Origin of the sequence: Halopseudomonas sp. Lyrl_26, assembly GCF_051948695.1 — a bacterium.
Classification (GTDB): Bacteria; Pseudomonadota; Gammaproteobacteria; order Pseudomonadales; family Pseudomonadaceae; genus Halopseudomonas; species Halopseudomonas formosensis.
The window spans coordinates 29,628-48,972 of record NZ_JAYJLH010000003.1; the positions used below are offsets into that span (position 1 = coordinate 29,628).

14 protein-coding genes, 2 pseudogenes and 1 other annotated feature are annotated in these 19,345 nt (G+C 63.8%); of the genes and pseudogenes, 8 read left to right on the forward strand and 8 right to left on the reverse strand.

Going from position 1 to position 19,345, the window contains the following annotated elements; genetic code table 11:
- Window positions 1–22 precede the first annotated feature (22 nt).
- Window positions 23–1,192, forward strand: a complete 1,170-nt coding sequence (locus tag VF673_RS05310) for a saccharopine dehydrogenase NADP-binding domain-containing protein (RefSeq protein ID WP_273128764.1) — start codon at window positions 23–25, stop codon at window positions 1,190–1,192.
- A 131-nt stretch (window positions 1,193–1,323) separates the two neighbouring features.
- Here VF673_RS05310 and VF673_RS05315 read toward each other — a convergent pair.
- From VF673_RS05315 to thiI, 3 genes and pseudogenes are all read right to left on the reverse strand, one after another.
- Window positions 1,324–1,850 (reverse strand): annotated as a pseudogene (locus tag VF673_RS05315) (IS3 family transposase); the annotation flags it as partial.
- Window positions 1,448–1,579 (reverse strand) — a sequence feature (AL1L pseudoknot). Its footprint overlaps the pseudogene before it by 132 nt.
- Window positions 1,851–1,958: 108 nt before the next feature.
- On the reverse strand, window positions 1,959–3,770 hold the full coding sequence (typA, locus tag VF673_RS05320; protein ID WP_440291175.1) for a translational GTPase TypA: 1,812 nt from the start codon (window positions 3,768–3,770) through the stop codon (window positions 1,959–1,961).
- 119 nt (window positions 3,771–3,889) lie between these two features.
- Window positions 3,890–5,344, reverse strand: a complete 1,455-nt coding sequence (gene thiI, locus VF673_RS05325; protein ID WP_440291176.1) for a tRNA uracil 4-sulfurtransferase ThiI — start codon at window positions 5,342–5,344, stop codon at window positions 3,890–3,892.
- A gap of 321 nt (window positions 5,345–5,665) precedes the next feature.
- Here thiI and glnA point away from each other — a divergent pair, with 321 nt between their 5' ends.
- The 5 genes and pseudogenes from glnA to VF673_RS05350 all read left to right on the forward strand — a co-directional run bounded on the left by glnA (window position 5,666) and on the right by VF673_RS05350 (window position 11,179).
- A complete protein-coding gene (gene glnA / locus VF673_RS05330) occupies window positions 5,666–7,069 on the forward strand; it encodes a glutamate--ammonia ligase (RefSeq protein ID WP_440291177.1) in 1,404 nt (467 codons plus the stop codon).
- A gap of 175 nt (window positions 7,070–7,244) precedes the next feature.
- Window positions 7,245–7,868: a DUF4124 domain-containing protein gene (locus tag VF673_RS05335; RefSeq protein WP_440291178.1), complete on the forward strand. Its 624-nt coding sequence runs from the start codon at window positions 7,245–7,247 to the stop codon at window positions 7,866–7,868.
- A gap of 234 nt (window positions 7,869–8,102) precedes the next feature.
- Window positions 8,103–9,179, forward strand: a pseudogene (gene glnL, locus VF673_RS05340) (nitrogen regulation protein NR(II)).
- Entirely contained in the window at window positions 9,176–10,606 is a 1,431-nt protein-coding gene (ntrC, locus tag VF673_RS05345) for a nitrogen regulation protein NR(I) (RefSeq protein ID WP_440291179.1), read from the forward strand. The pseudogene glnL and the gene ntrC overlap by 4 nt, the downstream one beginning before the upstream one ends.
- Window positions 10,607–10,714: 108 nt before the next feature.
- Window positions 10,715–11,179, forward strand: coding sequence for a tRNA (cytidine(34)-2'-O)-methyltransferase (locus tag VF673_RS05350; RefSeq protein ID WP_440291180.1), 465 nt, complete (start codon window positions 10,715–10,717; stop codon window positions 11,177–11,179).
- A gap of 43 nt (window positions 11,180–11,222) precedes the next feature.
- On the opposite strand, the gene VF673_RS05355 is transcribed toward VF673_RS05350, so the two are convergent.
- From VF673_RS05355 to VF673_RS05370, 4 genes are all read right to left on the reverse strand, one after another.
- Window positions 11,223–12,200: an NADPH:quinone oxidoreductase family protein gene (locus VF673_RS05355; protein ID WP_090540189.1), complete on the reverse strand. Its 978-nt coding sequence runs from the start codon at window positions 12,198–12,200 to the stop codon at window positions 11,223–11,225.
- Window positions 12,201–12,324: 124 nt separating this feature from the next.
- Window positions 12,325–13,896: a glutamate--cysteine ligase gene (gshA, locus tag VF673_RS05360; protein WP_440291181.1), complete on the reverse strand. Its 1,572-nt coding sequence runs from the start codon at window positions 13,894–13,896 to the stop codon at window positions 12,325–12,327.
- Between the two features lie 33 nt (window positions 13,897–13,929).
- Window positions 13,930–14,331, reverse strand: a complete 402-nt coding sequence (locus VF673_RS05365; RefSeq protein ID WP_090540193.1) for a PaaI family thioesterase — start codon at window positions 14,329–14,331, stop codon at window positions 13,930–13,932.
- Window positions 14,332–14,335: 4 nt separating this feature from the next.
- Complete coding sequence (locus VF673_RS05370) at window positions 14,336–16,654, reverse strand: Tex family protein (protein WP_320331548.1); 2,319 nt, start codon at window positions 16,652–16,654, stop codon at window positions 14,336–14,338.
- A gap of 198 nt (window positions 16,655–16,852) precedes the next feature.
- On the opposite strand from VF673_RS05370, the gene ompR reads away from it, so the two are divergent.
- Entirely contained in the window at window positions 16,853–17,578 is a 726-nt protein-coding gene (gene ompR / locus VF673_RS05375) for an osmolarity response regulator transcription factor OmpR (RefSeq protein WP_090540273.1), read from the forward strand.
- Window positions 17,575–18,885 (forward strand): ATP-binding protein, encoded by a 1,311-nt coding sequence (locus tag VF673_RS05380; protein WP_235818647.1) that lies wholly within the window; start codon window positions 17,575–17,577, stop codon window positions 18,883–18,885. Before ompR ends, VF673_RS05380 begins: the two co-directional genes overlap by 4 nt.
- Here VF673_RS05380 and VF673_RS05385 read toward each other — a convergent pair.
- Window positions 18,879–19,340: a chemotaxis protein CheW gene (locus tag VF673_RS05385; protein ID WP_440291182.1), complete on the reverse strand. Its 462-nt coding sequence runs from the start codon at window positions 19,338–19,340 to the stop codon at window positions 18,879–18,881. The two genes, VF673_RS05380 and VF673_RS05385, sit on opposite strands and share 7 nt — an antisense overlap.
- Between the last annotated feature and the right edge of the window lie 5 nt (window positions 19,341–19,345).

The following is a 19,345-nucleotide window of genomic DNA, read 5'->3' on the forward strand; positions in this document are numbered from 1 at the left end:
CAGAACAACAAGGGAGAGAGGCATGAGAGTATTAGCTCTAGGTGGCAGTGGTGGCATGGGGCGGGCGACGGTACGGGCCGCCCTAACCTATGATTTTGTCACTGAGATAGTTGTCGCAGGTATCGACGGAGAGCTGGCCGAACGCTTTGTCGCCTCACTCAATGACCCACGGGTACGCAACCTGTCGCTAGACATCACCGACAGCCAAGCCCTACGGCAAGCCATGGATAGCGTGGATGTTGTGCTCAACTCCACCGGGCCCTTCTTTCGCTTCGGCGTGCCCATCCTGACCGCCGCCATTGAAGCCGGAAAACACTATTGCGACATCTGCGATGATTGGCAGCCAACCCTGCAAATGCTGGAGCTAAGCGAGCAAGCACAGCGCAAAGGGGTCAAGGCCGTGATTGGGCTGGGCGCCAGTCCCGGCATCATCAACCTACTATCGGTCAAGGCAGCCAGCACCCTGGATCAAGTTGACACGCTGGTCTCGGCGTGGAAGCTATCGGGCGCCATTAACGATGATGACGGCTTTACCCCACCGCCCACCGCCGGGCAGGTCGATGCCGCCGCCGTTCACCTAATGCATTGCCTATCGGAAAAAATCCGCATTCTGCACCAAGGCCAGTTTATCGACAGCAAGCCCCTAGAGCACTCGGTGCTCGACTTCCCTACCCTAGGGGAGCTGGATGTTTGGTCCCTCGGCCACCCTGAAGCCGTCACCCTAGTACGTCGTTTTCCACAATTGCAGAACTGCTACAACGGTATGTTAGGCATTGAAGACCTGGTAGCAGACCTGCGCGCGGTTGCCGAGGCAGTGGCCAACGGCCAAGTCAGCGTTGATGACGCCGCTAGACAGTTAGCTGGCGATGGTGGTCGGGCCGCCCGCCAAGAGCGGTTAGCCGCCAAAGACCGCGCTGACGTGCCCTCTGCATTGGCCTATGCTGCAGGCTATAAAAATGGCCAACCGGCCACCGCCGGCGCCTTTATTGGCAATCGCCCCAGCGGCGGCATGGCTACCATCACCGGCATCCCCCACGCCCTATTCCTGCCACTACTACACCATGGCGATATTCAGCGCACGGGTGTATTCGCCCCCGAAGAGGTGATTGATCCGGATAGGTTTTTCGAGCTGTTCGACCCCTTCTGCGGTGAGCAAGGCGCCGATCTAACCGTCTTGTGCTCAGCCGACTAACCGGCGGTTTATGCTGCACACTTGGGTTGCTGGCTCTGCTGGCCGCAACCCAAGTTCTTGCTCTGGATAAGGCAATAAGCCCAGACGAGCTAGCCGATTCTCGCCGGGTAATATGAAACTACTTTTGAATCACACCGGGTCACCTTGTCACGCCTGAGTTGCTTCCAGACCTTCACGACGCCGTAGCACTGCATGTTGTCTTCCCATACACGCTTGATGTCCTCACACAGCAGCTGCATGTAGGTAGTAACCGGACGGAGCGCTCTGCACCACGCGGCAGATCGACTCGACCCCGTAACGGTCACGGTACTCGTCAACAAAGGCGTTTAGGGTTTGTTGCGGCGCCGGGGTGCCGGCCAGTCGGGCTCCGCCTGGGCAAAATATGCACTGGCCAGGCGGAGGATCCCGTTCGCTTTACGCAGCTCACGATTCTCGCGCTCCAAGGCCTTGATACGCTCCCGATCCTCAGTCGTCTGACCGGGTCGCTGGCCGTTGTCGGTCTGGTGTTTGCGCACCCAGCCATCTGCGGGACACAACCAATCTCGGGTGCAGTGGATTCGATGGCTGCCCACTCGGATGGGTAGTCGTTCACGTTCTCCAGAACCATGCGCACGGCACGTTCACGGACTTCTGCGGAGTAGCTGTTGGATTTCTTCACGCCTCATTCTCTCAAAAGTTAAGGCCTCCACGAAACCCAGTATGATTCACAACGCCCCGCTCCAGTAACTCGGAACGGGGCGTTGTTAGGTGCTAACGCGGGGCTAACTTAGTTTTTAGCGGCCCGCTTGCGCTGGGTTTCATCCAACAGCTTTTTGCGCAGCCGGATCGACTTGGGCGTTACTTCAACCAGCTCGTCGTCGTCGATGAACTCCAGCGCCTGCTCCAAAGTAAAGCGCACCGGCGGGGTCAGCTGCACGGTGTCGTCCTTGCCGGAGGCGCGCATGTTGTCCAGCTTCTTGGCCTTGGTCGGGTTCACCACCAGGTCGTTATCCCGGCTGTGGATACCGATGACCTGACCTTCGTAGATCTCCTGACCCGGATCGAGGAACAGCTTGCCGCGCTCCTGCAGGGTTTCCAGAGAGTAGGTCAGTGCCTTGCCGGTGGCCATGGACACCAGTACGCCGTTCGGGCGGTGGGTCGCGTCGCCGCCCTTGATCGGACCATAATGACTGAAGGTGGAAGCCAGGATGCCGGTACCCGAGGTCATGGTCAGGAAGTTGTTGCGGAAGCCGATCAGGCCGCGGGCCGGAATGGTGTATTCCAGGCGGATGCGGCCCTTGCCGTCCGGCGCCATGTCGGTCAGATCACCCTTACGCAGACCCATCTGCTCCATGAGTGCGCCCTGGTGCTGCTCCTCGATGTCGATGATGACGTTCTCGTAGGGCTCCTGCTTCTCGCCGTCGACCTCACGGATGACCACTTCGGGGCGACCGATGGCCAGCTCGTAGCCTTCGCGGCGCATGGTCTCGATCAGTACCGACAGGTGCAGCTCGCCACGGCCGGAGACCTTGAACTTGTCCGCCGAGTCGCCTTCTTCCACGCGCAGGGCCACGTTGTGCAGCAGTTCCTTTTCCAGACGCTCCTTGATGTTGCGGCTGGTGACGAACTTGCCTTCCTTGCCGGCGAACGGGGAGTCGTTGACCTGGAAGGTCATGGACACCGTGGGCTCGTCCACGGTCAGCGGCGGCAGGGCTTCGACGTGGTTCATGTCGCACAGGGTATCGGAGATGAACAGCTCGTCCATGCCGCTGACGCAGACGATGTCGCCGGCCTGGGCCTCTTCGACTTCAACACGCTGCAGACCGGAGTGGCCCATGATCTTGAGAATACGACCCTGGCGCTTCTTGCCGTCGGCACCGATGGCCACCACCGGGGTGTTGCTCTTGATCTTGCCGCGGGTGATACGGCCGACGCCGATCACGCCCAGGAAGCTGTTGTAGTCCAGCTGGGAAATCTGCATCTGGAAGGGACCATCCAGATCCACCTTCGGCGGCGGTACGTGGTCGACGATGGCCTGGAACAGCGCGTCCATGTTGTCGTCCAGCTTCTCGTGGTCGAGACCGGCAATACCGTTGAGGGCACTGGCATAGACGATCGGGAAGTCCAGCTGCTCCTCATTGGCACCCAGGTTGTCGAACAGGTCGAATACCTGATCCACCACCCAGTCCGGACGGGCGCCGGGGCGGTCGATCTTGTTGATCACCACGATGGGGTTGAGACCGGCCTGGAAAGCCTTCTGGGTCACGAAACGGGTCTGCGGCATGGGGCCATCGATAGAGTCGACCACCAGCAGTACGCAGTCGACCATGCTCATCACCCGCTCCACTTCGCCACCGAAGTCGGCGTGGCCGGGGGTATCGACGATGTTGATGTGGTAGTCGTTCCACTTCAGCGCGGTGTTCTTCGCCAGGATGGTGATGCCGCGTTCCTTTTCCTGGTCGTTGGAGTCCATCACCCGCTCGTTTTCCGCTTCTTTGCGGTCGAGGGTGCCGGACAGGCGCAGCAACATGTCTACCAGGGTGGTCTTCCCGTGGTCAACGTGAGCAATGATGGCGATATTACGGAGTTTTTCGATCACGGGGCATTCCTGCTAGGGGCGACAGGCAGGCCTGTCGGAAAAAAAGAGTCACGCATTATACAGACACTGAGCCCACAGTGCCTGCATTTTCGTACAGACGGTCGCGATTTGTCCCGAACTCAGCCCCTGGGAAGGCGCAGCACCCGCACATTGTCGTGCCCGCGGTCGAGCAGATACTGGGCGTGCAGCCGGCTCATCACGCCCTTTTCGCAGTAAAGAAGATAGGCGCGGGCTGGGTCGAGTTCGGCAAAACGGCTGTTGAGCTGGTAAAAGGGCACCTTGAGCACTTCGACGCCCTCCAGCGCCAGCGGCTTGAGTTCTTCCTCATCCGGATGGCGGATATCCAGCACCACCTGGCCAGCCAGCGCCTGCTCGACGGTCTCGACCTGGGAGCCCTCCAGCTCCAGCTCCAGATCACAGCAATCGGTGGAGGTGGCCTGTTCCACCGCCGCATCCAGCACACTGAAATCGAAGCCCGTCTCGGCCGCCTCGACCTTGCGCACATTGGTGTGGATGTCCGGGCTGACGGAGATCACGCCACAGTATTCGGGCATGCTGCTGGAAAACGCCTCGGTGCCGATGCGCCGGGCGGTACGGATGATCTCGGTCTTGCTGGTAGTGATCAACGGCCGCAGCACCATCATGTCGCAGACCTGATCGATGGCGGCGAGATTGGGCAGCGTCTGACTGGAGACCTGGGCGATGGCCTCGCCGGTCACCAGGGCATGGTAGCCGTAGCGATGGGCAATGCGGCTGGCCGCGCGCAGCATCATGCGCTTGAGCACCACGCCCATCTGGCTGTTGTCGACGTTCTGCAGGATCTGCGCGACCACCCCTTCGAAGGGCACGCTGATGAAGCGCAGACGATGGCTGGCTGCGTACTTTTCCCACAGATAGTGCGCCACCTGGCGCACGCCCAGTTCGTGTGCACGACCACCGAGGTTGAAGAACACAAAATGGGGCAGCACGCCGCGCTGGAGCATCTGGTAGCTGGCCACGGTGGAGTCGAAGCCGCCCGACATCAGGCTGAGCACCGGCTCCATGGTGCCCAGCGGAAAGCCGCCGAGCCCTTCGTGCCTGGCCTGAATGAGGAACACCCGCTGCTGGCGGATCTCCAGCTGCACCACCATCTGCGGATCATTCAGTGACACCCCTGCCGGTGCACCTGTCTGCATCAGCCGGGCACCAATCTGACGATTGACGTCGTTGGAGGTGAAGGGATGATTGCCCACGCGCTTGCAGCGCACGGCGAAGGTCTTGCCCGCCAGCTGCTCGGAAAAACGCTCGACGCACAGCTCGCCCAGCTCCTCCAGCGTCCCCAGCGGGTACTCGCGTACCTCGTGGATGTGGTTGATGCCCGGAGTGTTGCGCAGCCGCTCGAGCAGCGCTGCCTGCACCGCAGGATCATCGCCGGTGATGACCTCCAGGCTGTCCCAGGTGCCACTCAGACGCACATCAGGATCGATCGCCTTGAGCAGTACCTTCAGGTTCTTGCGCAGCTGGCTGACGAAGCGCTTGCGTACCTGGGGTGACTTGATAGTGACTTCGGCGAAGAACTTGATAATGAGTTTCATAGGTAATATTCAGCGGTCGGCGGTGCGAAAGGGGCGCATTATACCTGCACGGTTCGGCTACTGCGCAAAATACCGACAGATGCGCCAATATGGTGCGCAAGTCTGTTCCACGCACCGATCAAGTGCGCGATAATGGCGCTTAACTGCAGCGTTGCCCCGCGGATGGCGCTGCGAAAGGGGTTTCGACAGCCAGGTAGAGATGGCACAGCTTTTGCTGTCACTGACAGGTGAATAACGAACCGGCGGGAGCCTTGCATTCCGCACCATTTCCAGGTCACGGCTGAACCCGTATCTGGGTAACGATTCCTTCTGGAGAACAGCATGTCGAAAGCGATCCAACTGATCAACGAATTTGACGTGAAGTGGGTTGACCTGCGCTTCACCGATACCAAGGGCAAACAGCAGCACGTCACCATGCCCGCGCGGGATGTCAACGAAGACTTCTTCGAAGAGGGCAAGATGTTCGACGGCTCCTCCATCGCGGGATGGAAGGGCATCGAAGCCTCCGACATGATCCTCATGCCCGACGACAGCACTGCGGTACTGGATCCCTTCACCGAAGAGCCGACCCTGATTCTGGTGTGCGACATCATCGACCCCTCCACCATGCAGCGCTATGAGCGCGATCCGCGCAGCATCGCCCGGCTGGCCGAGGAATACCTGAAGTCCACTGGCATCGGCGACACCGCCTTCTTCGGTCCGGAGCCGGAGTTCTTCATCTTCGACGAAGTGAAGTTCAAGTCCGACATCTCCGGCTCCATGTTCAAGATCTACTCCGAACAGGCCTCCTGGAACACCGGCGCCGCCTTCGAGACCGGCAACAAGGGTCACCGTCCGGGCGTCAAGGGCGGCTACTTCCCGGTGCCGCCGGTCGACCATGACCACGAGATCCGTACCGCCATGTGCAACGCACTGGAAGAGATGGGTCAGACCGTCGAGGTTCATCACCACGAGGTGGCCACTGCAGGCCAGAACGAGATCGGCGTCAAGTTCAACACCCTGGTTGCCAAGGCCGACGAGGTGCAGAACCTGAAGTACGTGGTGCACAATGTGGCCGATGCCTACGGCAAGACCGCTACCTTCATGCCCAAGCCGCTGTACGGTGACAATGGTTCCGGCATGCACGTGCACATGTCCATCAGCAAGGATGGCAAGAACACCTTCGCCGGTGAAGGTTATGCCGGTCTGAGCGACACCGCCCTGTACTTCATCGGCGGTATCATCAAGCACGGCAAGGCGCTGAACGCCTTCACCAACCCCTCGACCAACTCCTACAAGCGTCTGGTGCCCGGTTTCGAGGCTCCGGTCATGCTGGCCTACTCCGCGCGCAATCGCTCGGCGTCGATCCGCATCCCCTATGTGACCAGCCCCAAAGCCCGGCGCATCGAGGCTCGCTTCCCGGACCCGTCAGCCAACCCCTATCTGGCCTTCGCTGCCCTGCTGATGGCTGGCCTGGACGGCATCCAGAACAAGATCCACCCCGGCGATGCGGCTGACAAGAACCTCTATGACCTGCCCCCGGAAGAGACCAAGGAAATCCCGCAGGTTTGCGGCAGCCTGAAGGAAGCGCTGGAAGCACTGGATGCCGACCGTGGCTTCCTGACCAAGGGCGGCGTGTTCTCCGACGCCTTCATCGATGCCTTCATCGAGCTGAAAGCCGCCGAGGAGATCAAGGTTCGCACCTTCGTTCACCCGCTGGAATACGACCTGTACTACAGCGTGTAATCCCGGCAACACCCTGAACAAAGGCGCTCTTCGGAGCGCCTTTTTCGTTTGCCTGCGCACCCTCCGACGACCGGTGCCGCCGGCAGTGCGAACGGCGTCGCACCATCCACCACGACACTTGCCACAAGGGCAATTGGGTGCAACCCTTGGGACAGTCTACAAGGGAGTGAATGGCATGCCGCGTTTATTACTGCCCCTGCTTTGCCTGTGCCTGCTGCTGGCCGGTCCGGCCGGCGCCCAGATCTATTCCTGGACCGATGCCGACGGCAATCGGATGTACTCCGACCAGCCCCGCCCGGGTGCCAGCACCATAGAGCTCAAACCCACCAATGTGGTGGAGCCCACTCCGGCGCCCCCGGCATCGAGCCGTGGCAGTACGCAAGGTGACCGGCCCAGCGGCCCGGTCTACCAGCGCCTGATGATCACCGACCCGGCCCACGACACTGCGCTGCGCAGCAACGAAGGTGATCTCACCCTGACCGTGGTCACCGAACCACCGCTCAGCGGCAGCCACCTGCTGAAGGTCTCCATCGACGGTCAGCTGAGCCAGACCGGCGTGCCCGGTTCCGGTGCCGAGGTACATCAGTTGACGGTGCACAACATTGACCGGGGCAGCCATGAGGTCGCTGCGGTGGTAGTCGATGCCCGCGGTCAGGAGGTCCAGCGCACCGCCCCCATCACGGTGCACCTGCAACGCACCTCGCTGAATCAGCCGGCCCGCGGCGGTGCCAACCAGGCACCGCGCGCACCGGCAGCTCCCCGCGCACCGAATGCGCCCCGTCCAGGCAGCGGCAGCTGACCAACCCCTGACATGTGCACCAACATGGTGCACATGCACTTTTTCGTGCCATAGTTCAGTCACCACTACCTCTCTTCTGCTTCCCGGCGGCGCAGGCGCCTGTCCGCCGGGGCGCAGCGGCGCGGGCTGCTCCGATTCCGTGCGCTCCCTGCATGGCCTGCGGAATCTGGTTTGATTCTTGCAAAGAACAATCGCCCCCGTCACAACGGGAACAATCACCCGGGATAACGCCCTATGCTGCCTGAGCACCTTCTTCGCCAGATACTGGATAACCTCACCACTGCGGTGGTGCTGCTGGATGGCAGTCTGCGGGTCAGCTACATGAATCCGGCGGCGGAAATGCTTCTCGAGGTCAGCGGCCAGCGGGTACAGGGCCAACGGATCTCCAGCCTGTTCAGCGATGCAGTCGAATCCATGGAGTCGCTGCGCAACTAGATCAGCAACGGCCACCCCTTCACCAAGCGCGAGGCCCAGCTGAATCTGAGCAACGGTCAATGCCTGATGGTGGATTACTCGGTGACGCCGGTGCAGGCCTCCGAGCGCAACTGGGTGCTGCTGGAGCTGCTGCCCCGGGACCGCCTGCTGCGCATCACCAGGGAGGAGGCCCAGCTGTCCAAGCAGGAGGTCACCCGGGTGCTGGTACGCGGGCTGGCCCACGAGATCAAGAACCCCCTGGGGGGCATCCGCGGAGCAGCCCAGCTGCTGGCCCGGGAGCTGGTCGAGCCCTCCCTGCAGGACTACACCGACGTGATCATCCAGGAGGCCGACCGCCTGCGCAATCTGGTCGATCGCATGCTCGGCCCCTACCAGCCGCCGCGCCTGATGCCGATCAACATCCACGAGATCACCGAGCACGTGTGCAGCCTGATCCAGGCCGAGACCCAGGGCAACATGGACATCCTGCGCGATTACGACCCGAGCATTCCCGACCTGCTGGGGGATCGCGAACAGCTGATCCAGGCGGTGCTCAATATAGTGCGCAACGCCATGCAGGCGATCATGGCCGAAGCCGATGGCCGGCGCGGCCAGATCATTCTGCGCACCCGCACCCTGCGCCAGTTCACCATAGGCTCCAAGCGCCACCGCCTGGTCTGCCGCCTGGAGATCACCGACAACGGCCCGGGCATTGCCCCGGGCATCCTCGACAGCATCTTCTATCCCATGGTCAGCGGCCGCGCCGACGGCACCGGCCTGGGACTGTCGATCACCCAGAACATAGTCACCCGGCACCAGGGTCTCATCGAATGCGACAGCGTGCCGGGCCACACCACCTTTACCCTGTTTCTACCGCTTCCCGGGGAGGATGAATGAGCCAAGCCGCCAATATCTGGATCATCGATGACGACCGCTCCATCCGCTGGGTTCTGGAGAAGGCCCTGCAACAGGACGGCATGGAACCGACCTGCTTCGACAGCGCCGACAGCGCCCTGCTGCGCCTGCACCGGCAGCAGCGGCCCGATGTTCTGATCAGCGATATCCGCATGCCCGGCAGCAGCGGCCTGGAGCTGCTGTCGAATGTCCGCGAGCTGCACCCGGGTCTGCCGGTGATCATCATGACCGCGCACTCGGACCTGGACAGTGCGGTCGCCTCCTATCAGGGCGGCGCCTTCGAGTATCTGCCCAAGCCCTTTGACGTCGATGAGGCCGTGGCGCTGGTGCGCCGCGCGCTGGCCCACAGCAATGAACAGGACACGGTGCACGCCGGCCAGTCCACCCACACACCGGAAATCATCGGCGAGGCGCCGGCGATGCAGGAGGTGTTCCGCGCCATCGGCCGGCTGTCCCACTCCAACATCACCGTACTGATCAACGGCGAGTCGGGCACCGGCAAGGAGCTGGTGGCCCGGGCACTGCACCGCCACAGTCCGCGCTCGCGCAGCCCCTTCATTGCCCTGAACATGGCAGCCATTCCCCGGGAGCTGATGGAGTCCGAACTCTTCGGCCACGAGAAGGGTGCCTTCACCGGCGCCGCCGTGCAGCGCCGCGGGCGTTTCGAGCAGGCCGACGGCGGCACCCTGTTCCTCGACGAGATCGGCGACATGCCTGCCGAGACCCAGACCCGACTGCTGCGGGTGCTGGCCGATGGCGAGTTCTACCGGGTGGGCGGGCATGCCCCGATCAAGGTGGATGTGCGCATCATCGCCGCCACCCACCAGAATCTGGAGGAGCTGGTGCAGGCGGGCAAATTCCGTGAGGATCTGTTCCACCGGCTGAACGTGATCCGCATCCATATTCCGACGCTGGCAGAACGGCGCGAGGATATCCCGACCCTGGCGCAGCATTTCCTGGCCCGCGCCGCCAAGGAGCTGGCGGTGGAGCCCAAGGTGCTCAAGCCCCAGACCCAGGAATACCTCAAGGCCCTGCCCTGGCCGGGCAACGTCCGCCAGCTGGAGAACACCTGCCGCTGGATCACGGTAATGGCCTCCGGCCGCGAGGTGCTGGTGGATGACCTGCCGCCGGAGCTGCTCAACCAGCCGCACACCGGCACCACCGACAACAACTGGGAGCAGAGTCTGCGCAACTGGGCCGACCAGCAGCTGACCCGCGGTGTCGGCAACCTGCTGGATCAGGCAGTGCCCATCTTCGAGCGGGTCATGATAGAAACCGCCCTCAAGCACAGTGCCGGCCGGCGCGGGGATGCCGCCATACTGCTGGGCTGGGGCCGCAACACCCTGACCCGCAAGATCAAGGAACTGGGCATGCAGGTGGACGAGAACGGCGACGACGGCGACGACTGAAGACAGCGGGCCGCGCCCTGCCCAGGCGCAGCCCGAAAGACCTGTGCAGCTTGAAGCCGGCTGCCCGTCGCCCCTACACTTGCAGCCGTTTTCCTGCGGACTGCCCCCATGTTCCATATCGCCCTGCTCGAGCCGGAGATTCCCCCCAATACCGGCAACATCATCCGCCTGTGCGCCAATGCCGGCTGCCAGCTGCACCTGATCGAGCCCCTGGGGTTCGAGCTGGACGACAAGCGCCTGCGCCGCGCCGGGCTGGACTACCACGAATATGCCGCCGTGCAGACCCACGCGGATCTGGCCGGCTGCCTGGCCAGCGTGCAGCCGCACCGGGTGTTTGCCCTGAGCACCAAGGGTGCCCGCTGTTACAGCGAGGTGCGTTATGTGCCGGGGGATCTGTTCCTGTTCGGGCCGGAGAGCCGGGGACTGCCAGCGGACATACGCGACAGCCTGCCTCCGGAGCAGGTATTGCGCATCCCCATGCGACCGGGCAATCGCAGTCTCAATCTGTCCAACAGTGCGGCGGTGCTGGTCTATGAAGCCTGGCGCCAGCAGGGGTTCGCCGGCGGCAGCTGAGAAGGGGAATGGCCCGCCGGCGGCGGGCCATTTCGCAGGGCTGTCAGCGGGTCTTGATGACGATCTTGCCCACCGCCTGACGGGTACTGAGGGTGTTCAGTGCAGCTTCGTACTGGTCCAGTTCGAAGGTCTGGGACACCAGCGGCTTGAGCTTGCCCTCGCTGTGCCACTGGAACAGCTGCCGGAAGTTGTCCAGGTTGGCCTGGGGCTCACGGGTGGCGAAGGCGCCCCAGAACACCCCGACCACGGAGGCCCCCTTGAGCAGCGCCAGGTTTACCGGCAGCTCGGGAATGCGGCCGCTGGCAAAGCCCACCACCAGCAGGCGACCCTTCCAGTTGATGCAGCGCATGCACTGATCGAACAGGTCGCCTCCGACCGGATCATAGATCACATCGGCGCCCTTGCCGCCGGTCAGCTGCTTGACCTTCTCCTTGAAGTCGCCCTCGCTGTAGTTGATCAGCTCGTCGGCACCGGCCTTGCGCGCCACCTCGAGCTTCTCGTCGCTGGAAGCGGCAGCGATCACCCGGGCGCCCATCGCCTTGCCGATCTCCACGGCGGCCAGACCCACGCCACCGGAGGCGCCCAGCACCAGCAGGGTCTCGCCCGGCTGCAGCTGGCCACGCTGCACCAGGGCATGCATGGAGGTACCGTAGGTCATGCTGAAACCGGCCGCGGTGACATAGTCCATGTCATCGGGCATCGGCAGTACGCGGCTGGCGTCGGCCTTCACCTTCTCGGCGAAGCTGCCATAGCCGGTCAGGCCCATGACCCGGTCACCGGGCTTGAGATGCTTGACCCTGGCGCCGACGCTGGCGACCACGCCGGCCGCCTCGCCGCCGGGGGAGAAGGGGAACTCGGGCTTGACCTGGTATTTGCCTTCGATGATCAGCGTATCCGGGAAGTTGACGCCGGCGGCATGGACATCGATGACGACTTCGTTGTCGCCCGCTACCGGGTCGGTGGTCTCCTCCAGCGACAGGCTGCTGGCGGGACCATAGGCTTTGCACAGTACGGCTTTCATGATGGCTCCTGATGGGTATTTTTTATTAGTCTAGCCGCGCCTACCGGCGCCGGGTCAATCACCATACCGGGGATTGATCGGTCTGCATAAGACAGGCGTCGGGCTTCCCTGCCCGCCCGCCGGGTCACTGCGCCAGGTAGCGCGCGACGTAGGTATCGAAATCCAGGGTGTCGCCCTGCTCCAGGGCAAGCTGATCAGCCAGCGACTGGCGGGCCAGCTCTCTGAAGTGCTGCTGTTCAGCGTCACTCAGCGGGCGGCTGCGGAAATGGTCCCGGTGGTTTTCCGACTGGTCCATGGCAAAACGGAAGAAGCTGTCACCCTGCTCATGGATGGCCGCCAGCACACGGGCCGAGGGCGTCAGCGCAGGGTCCTGCAGCTTGGCCCGCTGCCGGGCCAGACTGTCGCTGTAGGCACGGGTCCCGTGGGCCTGATCCAGCAGCGCGGCGCAGGCGGCCATGTTGTCCAGCAGGTGCTCGCCCCATGTCAGCAGCTCGCAGGGCTGGCCCTTGCGGGTCAGCTGCAGACCCGGCTCGCGGCCGCGCATCACCGTCAGATCGAAGTTCTCGCTGCTGGTGCGGCATTCCTCGTCGGACATCGCCGGGCTTTCGGCCAGCGCACAGAACAGCAGGAAGCTGTCGAGGAAGTAGGCGGTAGCCGACTCTATGCCCAGTGGCAGGAAGGGATCTATATCCAGGCAGCGCACCTCCACGTACTCCACGCCCCGCTCGGCCAGGGCCTGCACCGGCTTCTCGCCGCTGCGCGTGACGCGCTTGGGACGGATGGAGCTGTAGAACTCGTTCTCGATCTGCAGCAGGTTGGTATTGAGCTGCTGCCACTGACCATCGACATCGTGGGTGCCCAGCTCGGCGTAGCGCGGATAGGGCAGGCTGATGGCCTTGCGCATGCTGGCGATGTAACTTTCCAGGCTGTTGTAGCAGACACTCAGCCCCGACTGGGCGTCGTTGTTGTAACCCAGGTCGCTCATGCGCAGGCTGGTGGCATGGGGCAGATACAGCCCCTTGTCGCCCAGCGGCTGCAGCTGGTGCTCGCGGCCCTGGAGGAAACTGGCGCACAGCGCCGGTGAGGCCCCGAACAGGTACATCAGCAGCCAGGCATAGCGGCGGAAGTTGCGGATCAGCGCCACATAGCGCTCGGACTGGTAATCCTGGGCGCTGCGGGCATCGCCGTCCTGCCGCTGCAGTGCCTGCCACAGGCCGGGCGCCAGCGAGAAGTTGTAGTGGATACCGGCAATGCACTGCATGGGCTTGCCATAGCGCACCGCCAGGCCCCGGCGGTAGACATGCTTGAGCATGCCGACGTTGGAGGTGCCGTACCAGGCGATCGGAATGTCGTCATCCCGGGCCGGGAGTATGCAGGGCATGGACTCGGTCCACAGCAGCTCGTCGCCCAGCTCGCTGTAGACGAAGCGATGGATACGGTCCAGTTCGCCGAACAGCTCGTCAATATCCCCGGTCACCGGAGTGATCAGCTCGACCAGCGCCTCGGAGTAATCGGTAGTGATACTGGGGTGCGTCAACGCCGAGCCCCAGGCCGGCGGGTGGGGCTGCTGCGACAGGGTTCCCTGTGCATCGATCCGCAGGCTTTCCTTCTCGATGCCATGCATGGCCTGACGCAGGTCGTCCTGCAGGGCCGCCTGCGACAGCAGCTCGATGCGTTGCTTCAACAGTGGTGACAAGAGCGTCACTCCTCAACAAGAAATGGGCCAGGCTCAGATTCGGGCAAAGGTACCCAGGGCCTTGGCGGCCAGTACGCCGTCCTGATGGACCTCGGCATCCACCACCATGGTCTTGGTGCCCACATGCACTACCCGGGCCCGGCACGCGAGCACGCCACCGGTAATGGCCAGAGTGTAGTTGACCTTGCATTCAATGGTAGCGGTCATCTCATCCGGGGCCAGATGGGCGTAAACCGCCGCCCCCATGGCCGAATCGAGCAGCGAGAAGGTCACCCCGCCGTGCACCCGACCGCCGGCGTTGAAGTGCTGCGGCCCTATTTCCAGGCGCATGCTGCAGCCCTCCCTGTCCAGGTTCACCAGCTCCAGGCCAAGTGCCTCGGTGAAGGGGCTCATGCGGTTGAGACGGATGTCACGGGTCTTGGGGTGCTCACTCATGGAACTACTTCCTCAGATGCCGGGCGTTGGCGAACAGGTTGGCAAAGGTAGCACCTGACTGCGCCGCGGGGCCAGACTGATTCTTCTCCGCCCGCGGGCGGCTGCGTCGCTCGCCGCCGGCCTCTCGACCGCCGCCACCGGTACTGCCGGGCTGATCGCCCATGCGCATGGTCAGGCTGATGCGCTGGCGCGGTACGTCCACCTCCAGCACCTTGACCTTGACGATATCCCCGGCCTTGACCACATCCCGCGGGTCCTTGACGAAGGCCTCGCTGAGCATGGAAATATGCACCAGACCATCCTGGTGCACGCCGATATCGACGAAGGCACCGAAGTTGGCCACGTTGCTGACCACCCCCTCGAGCACCATGCCGGGCTTGAGGTCGCTGATCTTCTCCACCCCTTCCTGGAAGGCCGCCGCCTTGAACTCGGGACGCGGGTCGCGGCCGGGCTTGTCCAGCTCGGAGAGAATGTCGGTGATGGTCGGGATACCGAAGCGCTCGTCGGTGAAGCGGGCCGGGTCGAGCCGGCGCAGGAAGGCCGAATCGCCGATCAGGCTGCGCACGTCGCGACCGGTCTGCTCGGCGATGCGCTCCACCAGCGGGTAGGCCTCCGGGTGCACCGCCGAGGCGTCCAGGGGGTTGCTGCCGTTCATCACCCGCAGAAAGCCCGCGGCCTGCTCGAAGGTCTTCTCGCCCAGCCGGCTGACCTTGAGCAGCTCGCGGCGGCTGCTGAAGGCGCCATGCTGATCGCGGTAGTCCACTATGTTCTGGGCAATGGTCGGGTTGAGCCCGGACACCCGGGTCAGCAGGGCTGCCGAGGCGGTATTGAGGTCCACGCCCACGGCGTTCACGCAGTCCTCCACTACCGCATCGAGGCTGCGCGCCAGCTTCACCTGGGACACGTCGTGCTGGTACTGGCCGACACCTATGGCCTTGGGCTCGATCTTCACCAGTTCGGCCAGCGGATCCTGCAGACGGCGGCCGATGGACACCGCGCCGCGGTAGGTCACATCCAGATCGGGGAATTCCCGGGCCGCCAGTTCCGATGCGGAATACACCGAGGCACCTGCCTCGGAGACCATGACCTTGTGCATCTTGAGTTCCGGACACAGCTTGAGCAGATCGCCCGCCAGCTTGTCGGTCTCCCGGGAGGCGGTGCCGTTGCCGATGGCCAGCAGGCTCACCTGATGCTTGCGGCACAGGGCTGCCAGCACCGCCAGGGACTGATCCCACTGATTGCGCGGCGCATGGGGGAAGATGGTCGCGGTATCCAGCAGCTTGCCGGTGCCATCCACCACGGCGATCTTGACCCCGGTGCGCAGCCCCGGGTCCATCGCCAGGGTCACCCGCGGGCCGGCGGGAGCGGCCAGCAGCAGATCCTTGAGGTTGCTGGCGAACACGCGAATGGCCTCATCCTCGGCACGCTCGCGCAGCTCGCCGAGCAGCTCGGTTTCCATGTGGCCGAGCAGTTTCACCCGCCAGGTCCAGCGCACCACCTCCTGCAACCAGCTGTCCGCGGCACGACCCTGATTGCTGATACCGGCGGCCTCGGCGATCAACCCTTCGCAGGGATGCGTGGCGCCAGCCGGCGCCTCGGGATCGCCCAGTTCCAGCGCTATGCTGAGGATGCCTTCGTTGCGCCCGCGCAGTATGGCCAGGGCGCGATGGGAGGGCACATTGCGCAGCGGCTCGTCGTATTCGAAATAGTCGCGGTACTTGGCGCCCTCCTGCTCCTTGCCCTCGACCAGCCGGGATACCACCCGGCCGTCCTGACGCAGGGTCTGGCGCAGGCGTTCCAGCAGCCGGGCATCCTCGCTGAAGCGCTCCATGAGGATGTACTTGGCACCGTCCAGCGCCGCCTTCACATCGGCCACGCCCTTGTCGGCGTCGACGAAGCCGGCGGCCAGCTGCTGCGGATCCTGCGTGGGATCGGCGTACAGCTGATCGGCCAGGGGTCCCAGGCCCGCCTCCAGGGCGATCTGGCCCCGGGTCCGGCGCTTGGGCTTGTAGGGCAGGTACAGGTCTTCGAGCGTGGTCTTGGTTTCGGCCTGACGGATGTCCCGCTCCAGCTCCGGGGTCAGCTTGCCCTGCTCCTGGATGCTGGCCAGGATGGTGCTGCGGCGGTCTTCCAGTTCGCGCAGGTAGCGCAGCCGCTCCTCCAGCTGGCGCAGCTGGGTGTCATCCAGACTGCCGGTGACCTCCTTGCGGTAGCGGGAGATGAAGGGCACGCTGGCGCCCTCGTCGAGCAGGGCTACGGTGGCCACCACCTGTTCGGGGCGCACGGCCAGTTCGGAAGCAATACGCGCGGCAATACTGTCCATAGGGGCTTTCCACATCAATTGTCTCAAGCGCGGCAGTATAACCGAGTCGCTGGTCCAAGCGTTGCTGCCTTGTGCGCTCTGGCCGCAGGTAATCCGGCAGTCGGGGCGGTTGGGAAGTAAACTCTTGTAACAATGGCCGGCTCCCCCCGCATCCGGCATCAGCGACAATGCAACGCTTACCAAGAGGTGATGCTGCTTATGAGCAATACGGAAGGCGAAAAGATACTCATCGTCGACGACGATGCCCGGCTGCGCCGTCTGCTGGAGCGTTTTCTCAGCGAACAGGGTTACCGCGTGCGCGCCGTCGAGGACACCGCACAGATGGACCGGCTGCTGGATCGCGAGCTCTACTCGCTGATAGTGCTCGACCTGATGCTGCCCGGCGAGGATGGGCTCAAGGCCTGCGAGCGCCTGCGCGAGCAGGGCAACAGCACCCCGATCATCATGCTCACCGCCAAGGGCGACGAAACCAGCCGTATCCAGGGGTTGGAGCTGGGCGCCGACGACTACCTGCCCAAGCCGTTCAACCCCCGTGAGCTGGTGGCCCGCATCAAGGCTGTACTGCGCCGCCAGGCGCCGCAGATTCCCGGGGCACCGACCATCGAGGACAACGAGGTGACCTTCGGCGACTTTGTGCTCAGCCTGTCCACCCGGGAGCTGAAACGGGGCGACCAGGTCCACATGCTGACCTCCGGCGAATTCTCGGTACTCAAGGCGCTGGTGCACCACCCCCGTGTGCCCCTGACCCGGGACAAGCTGATGCAGCTGGCCCGGGGCCGGGAATGGGACGCCCTGGAGCGCTCCATCGATGTGCAGATCTCCCGCCTGCGCCGGCTGCTGGAACCGGATCCGTCCAAGCCGCGCTATATCCAGACGGTGTGGGGTGTGGGTTACGTCTTCGTGCCGGATGGCCAGCAGCAGTGAAGGGCGGTCCGGGCTGGCACCCGCTGCTGCCCCGCAGCTTCTTTGCCCGCACCCTGTTGCTGGTGCTGCTGACCCTGCTGTTCTCCAAGATCCTCACCCTGCTGTACCTGATCAGCAACGAGGATCTGCTGGTGGACCGCCAGTACAGCCATGGCACCGCCATGCTGGTGCATGCCTACTGGGCCAGCGGGCCGGAGGCCCGTGCGGACCTGGAAAAGCTGACCGGCATGCAGCTGGTCCACCACAGTCAGGTGCCTCCCGGCGAGGTGCACTGGCCCTATTCCGGGGTGTTTACCAGCCAGCTGCGCAACGAGCTCGGTGACCGTACCCAGATCCGTGTGCAGACCCATGACCAGGCGGCCATCTGGGTCCACCAGCCGAGCTACGGCGAACACTGGCTGAAGGTACCGCTCTACGCCCACCCGCTGCGCGGACAGCGCCTGGGCCTGGTGCTGACCTGGTCGGCGCTGATCATCATGCTGTCCTTTGCCGCCGCCTGGATCTTCGTGCGCCAGCTCAACCGGCCGCTCAAGGTGCTGGAGCGCGCGGCTCAGCGCATCGGTCAGGGCCACAGTGTGCGTCTGCTGGACACCAGCGGGCCGGCGGAGATTGCCGAGGTCTACCGGGCGTTCAACCAGATGGCCCAGGACGTGGAACAGGCCAACAGCGACCGGGCCCTGCTGCTGGCCGGGGTGTCCCATGACCTGCGCACACCGCTGACGCGCATGCGTCTGTCCACCGAACTGATGTCCGGCGTCGAGCCGGAGCTGACCGAAGGCATGATCCGCGACATCGAGGACATGGACGCCATCCTCGATCAGTTCATGGCCTACATCCGCGACGGCAATGCCGAACCCTGCGAACCCTGCGATCTGAACGAGCTGATCCGCGAGGTGGTGACGCCGATCAACAGCACCGAGCCGCGGGTGGCCCTCTATCTGCAGCCGGTACCCGAACTGGCGCTGCGGCGGCTGTCAGTCAAGCGCATGCTGAGCAATCTGGTGGAGAATGCCCTGAATCACGGAGGTACCGGGGTGGAGATCACCAGTCATCTGGAACACAGCGCCCTGCAGCCCTGCGTGGTGGTCAGCGTGCTGGATCGGGGGCCGGGTGTCGACCAGAGCGAAGGCAAGGATCTGTTCACGCCATTCATTCGCGGCGACAGCGCCCGTTCGACCAAGGGCACCGGACTGGGCCTGGCCATCGTCAAGCGTATCGCCGACAGCCATGGCATCAGTGTGCAGCTGCTCAACCGCAGCGGCGGGGGAATGGAAGCACGGCTGTGCTTCCCGGCGCCGACTCACTGAGCGGCGAGCACCTCGGTCACCACCTGCTCGATGGCCTCCAGATCCGGTATCAGCAGCGGCTGCTCCTCATCCAGCAGCTGCACCTGCTGACTGACGAAATCGCCAGCCTGACCGGTGGCCGCCAGCTCCCTGCGCAACACCCGGCGGGAACGGGGAATGCCACCGATGCGCAGGGCGATGAAATTCAGTCCCGGGCGACCTCCCACCCCGTTGAGAATGAGGATCCGCGTGCCCGGCCCCTCGGTCGGCGGCTGCCCCATCAGCAGTCCGGGGTCGACCAGCGGCACTTTCTGGTCGCGCCAGCTGGCCCAGCCGATGAACCATTCCGGGCCACGCGGGGCGGTCTGGCCCACCCGGTAACCCACCAGCTCGGCAACGGCCACGTTGGGCAGCAGCAGCGGCTGACCCACCAGGGGGATGATCAGACCGGTAAGACTGTCCAGTGCATCTGACATAGCAA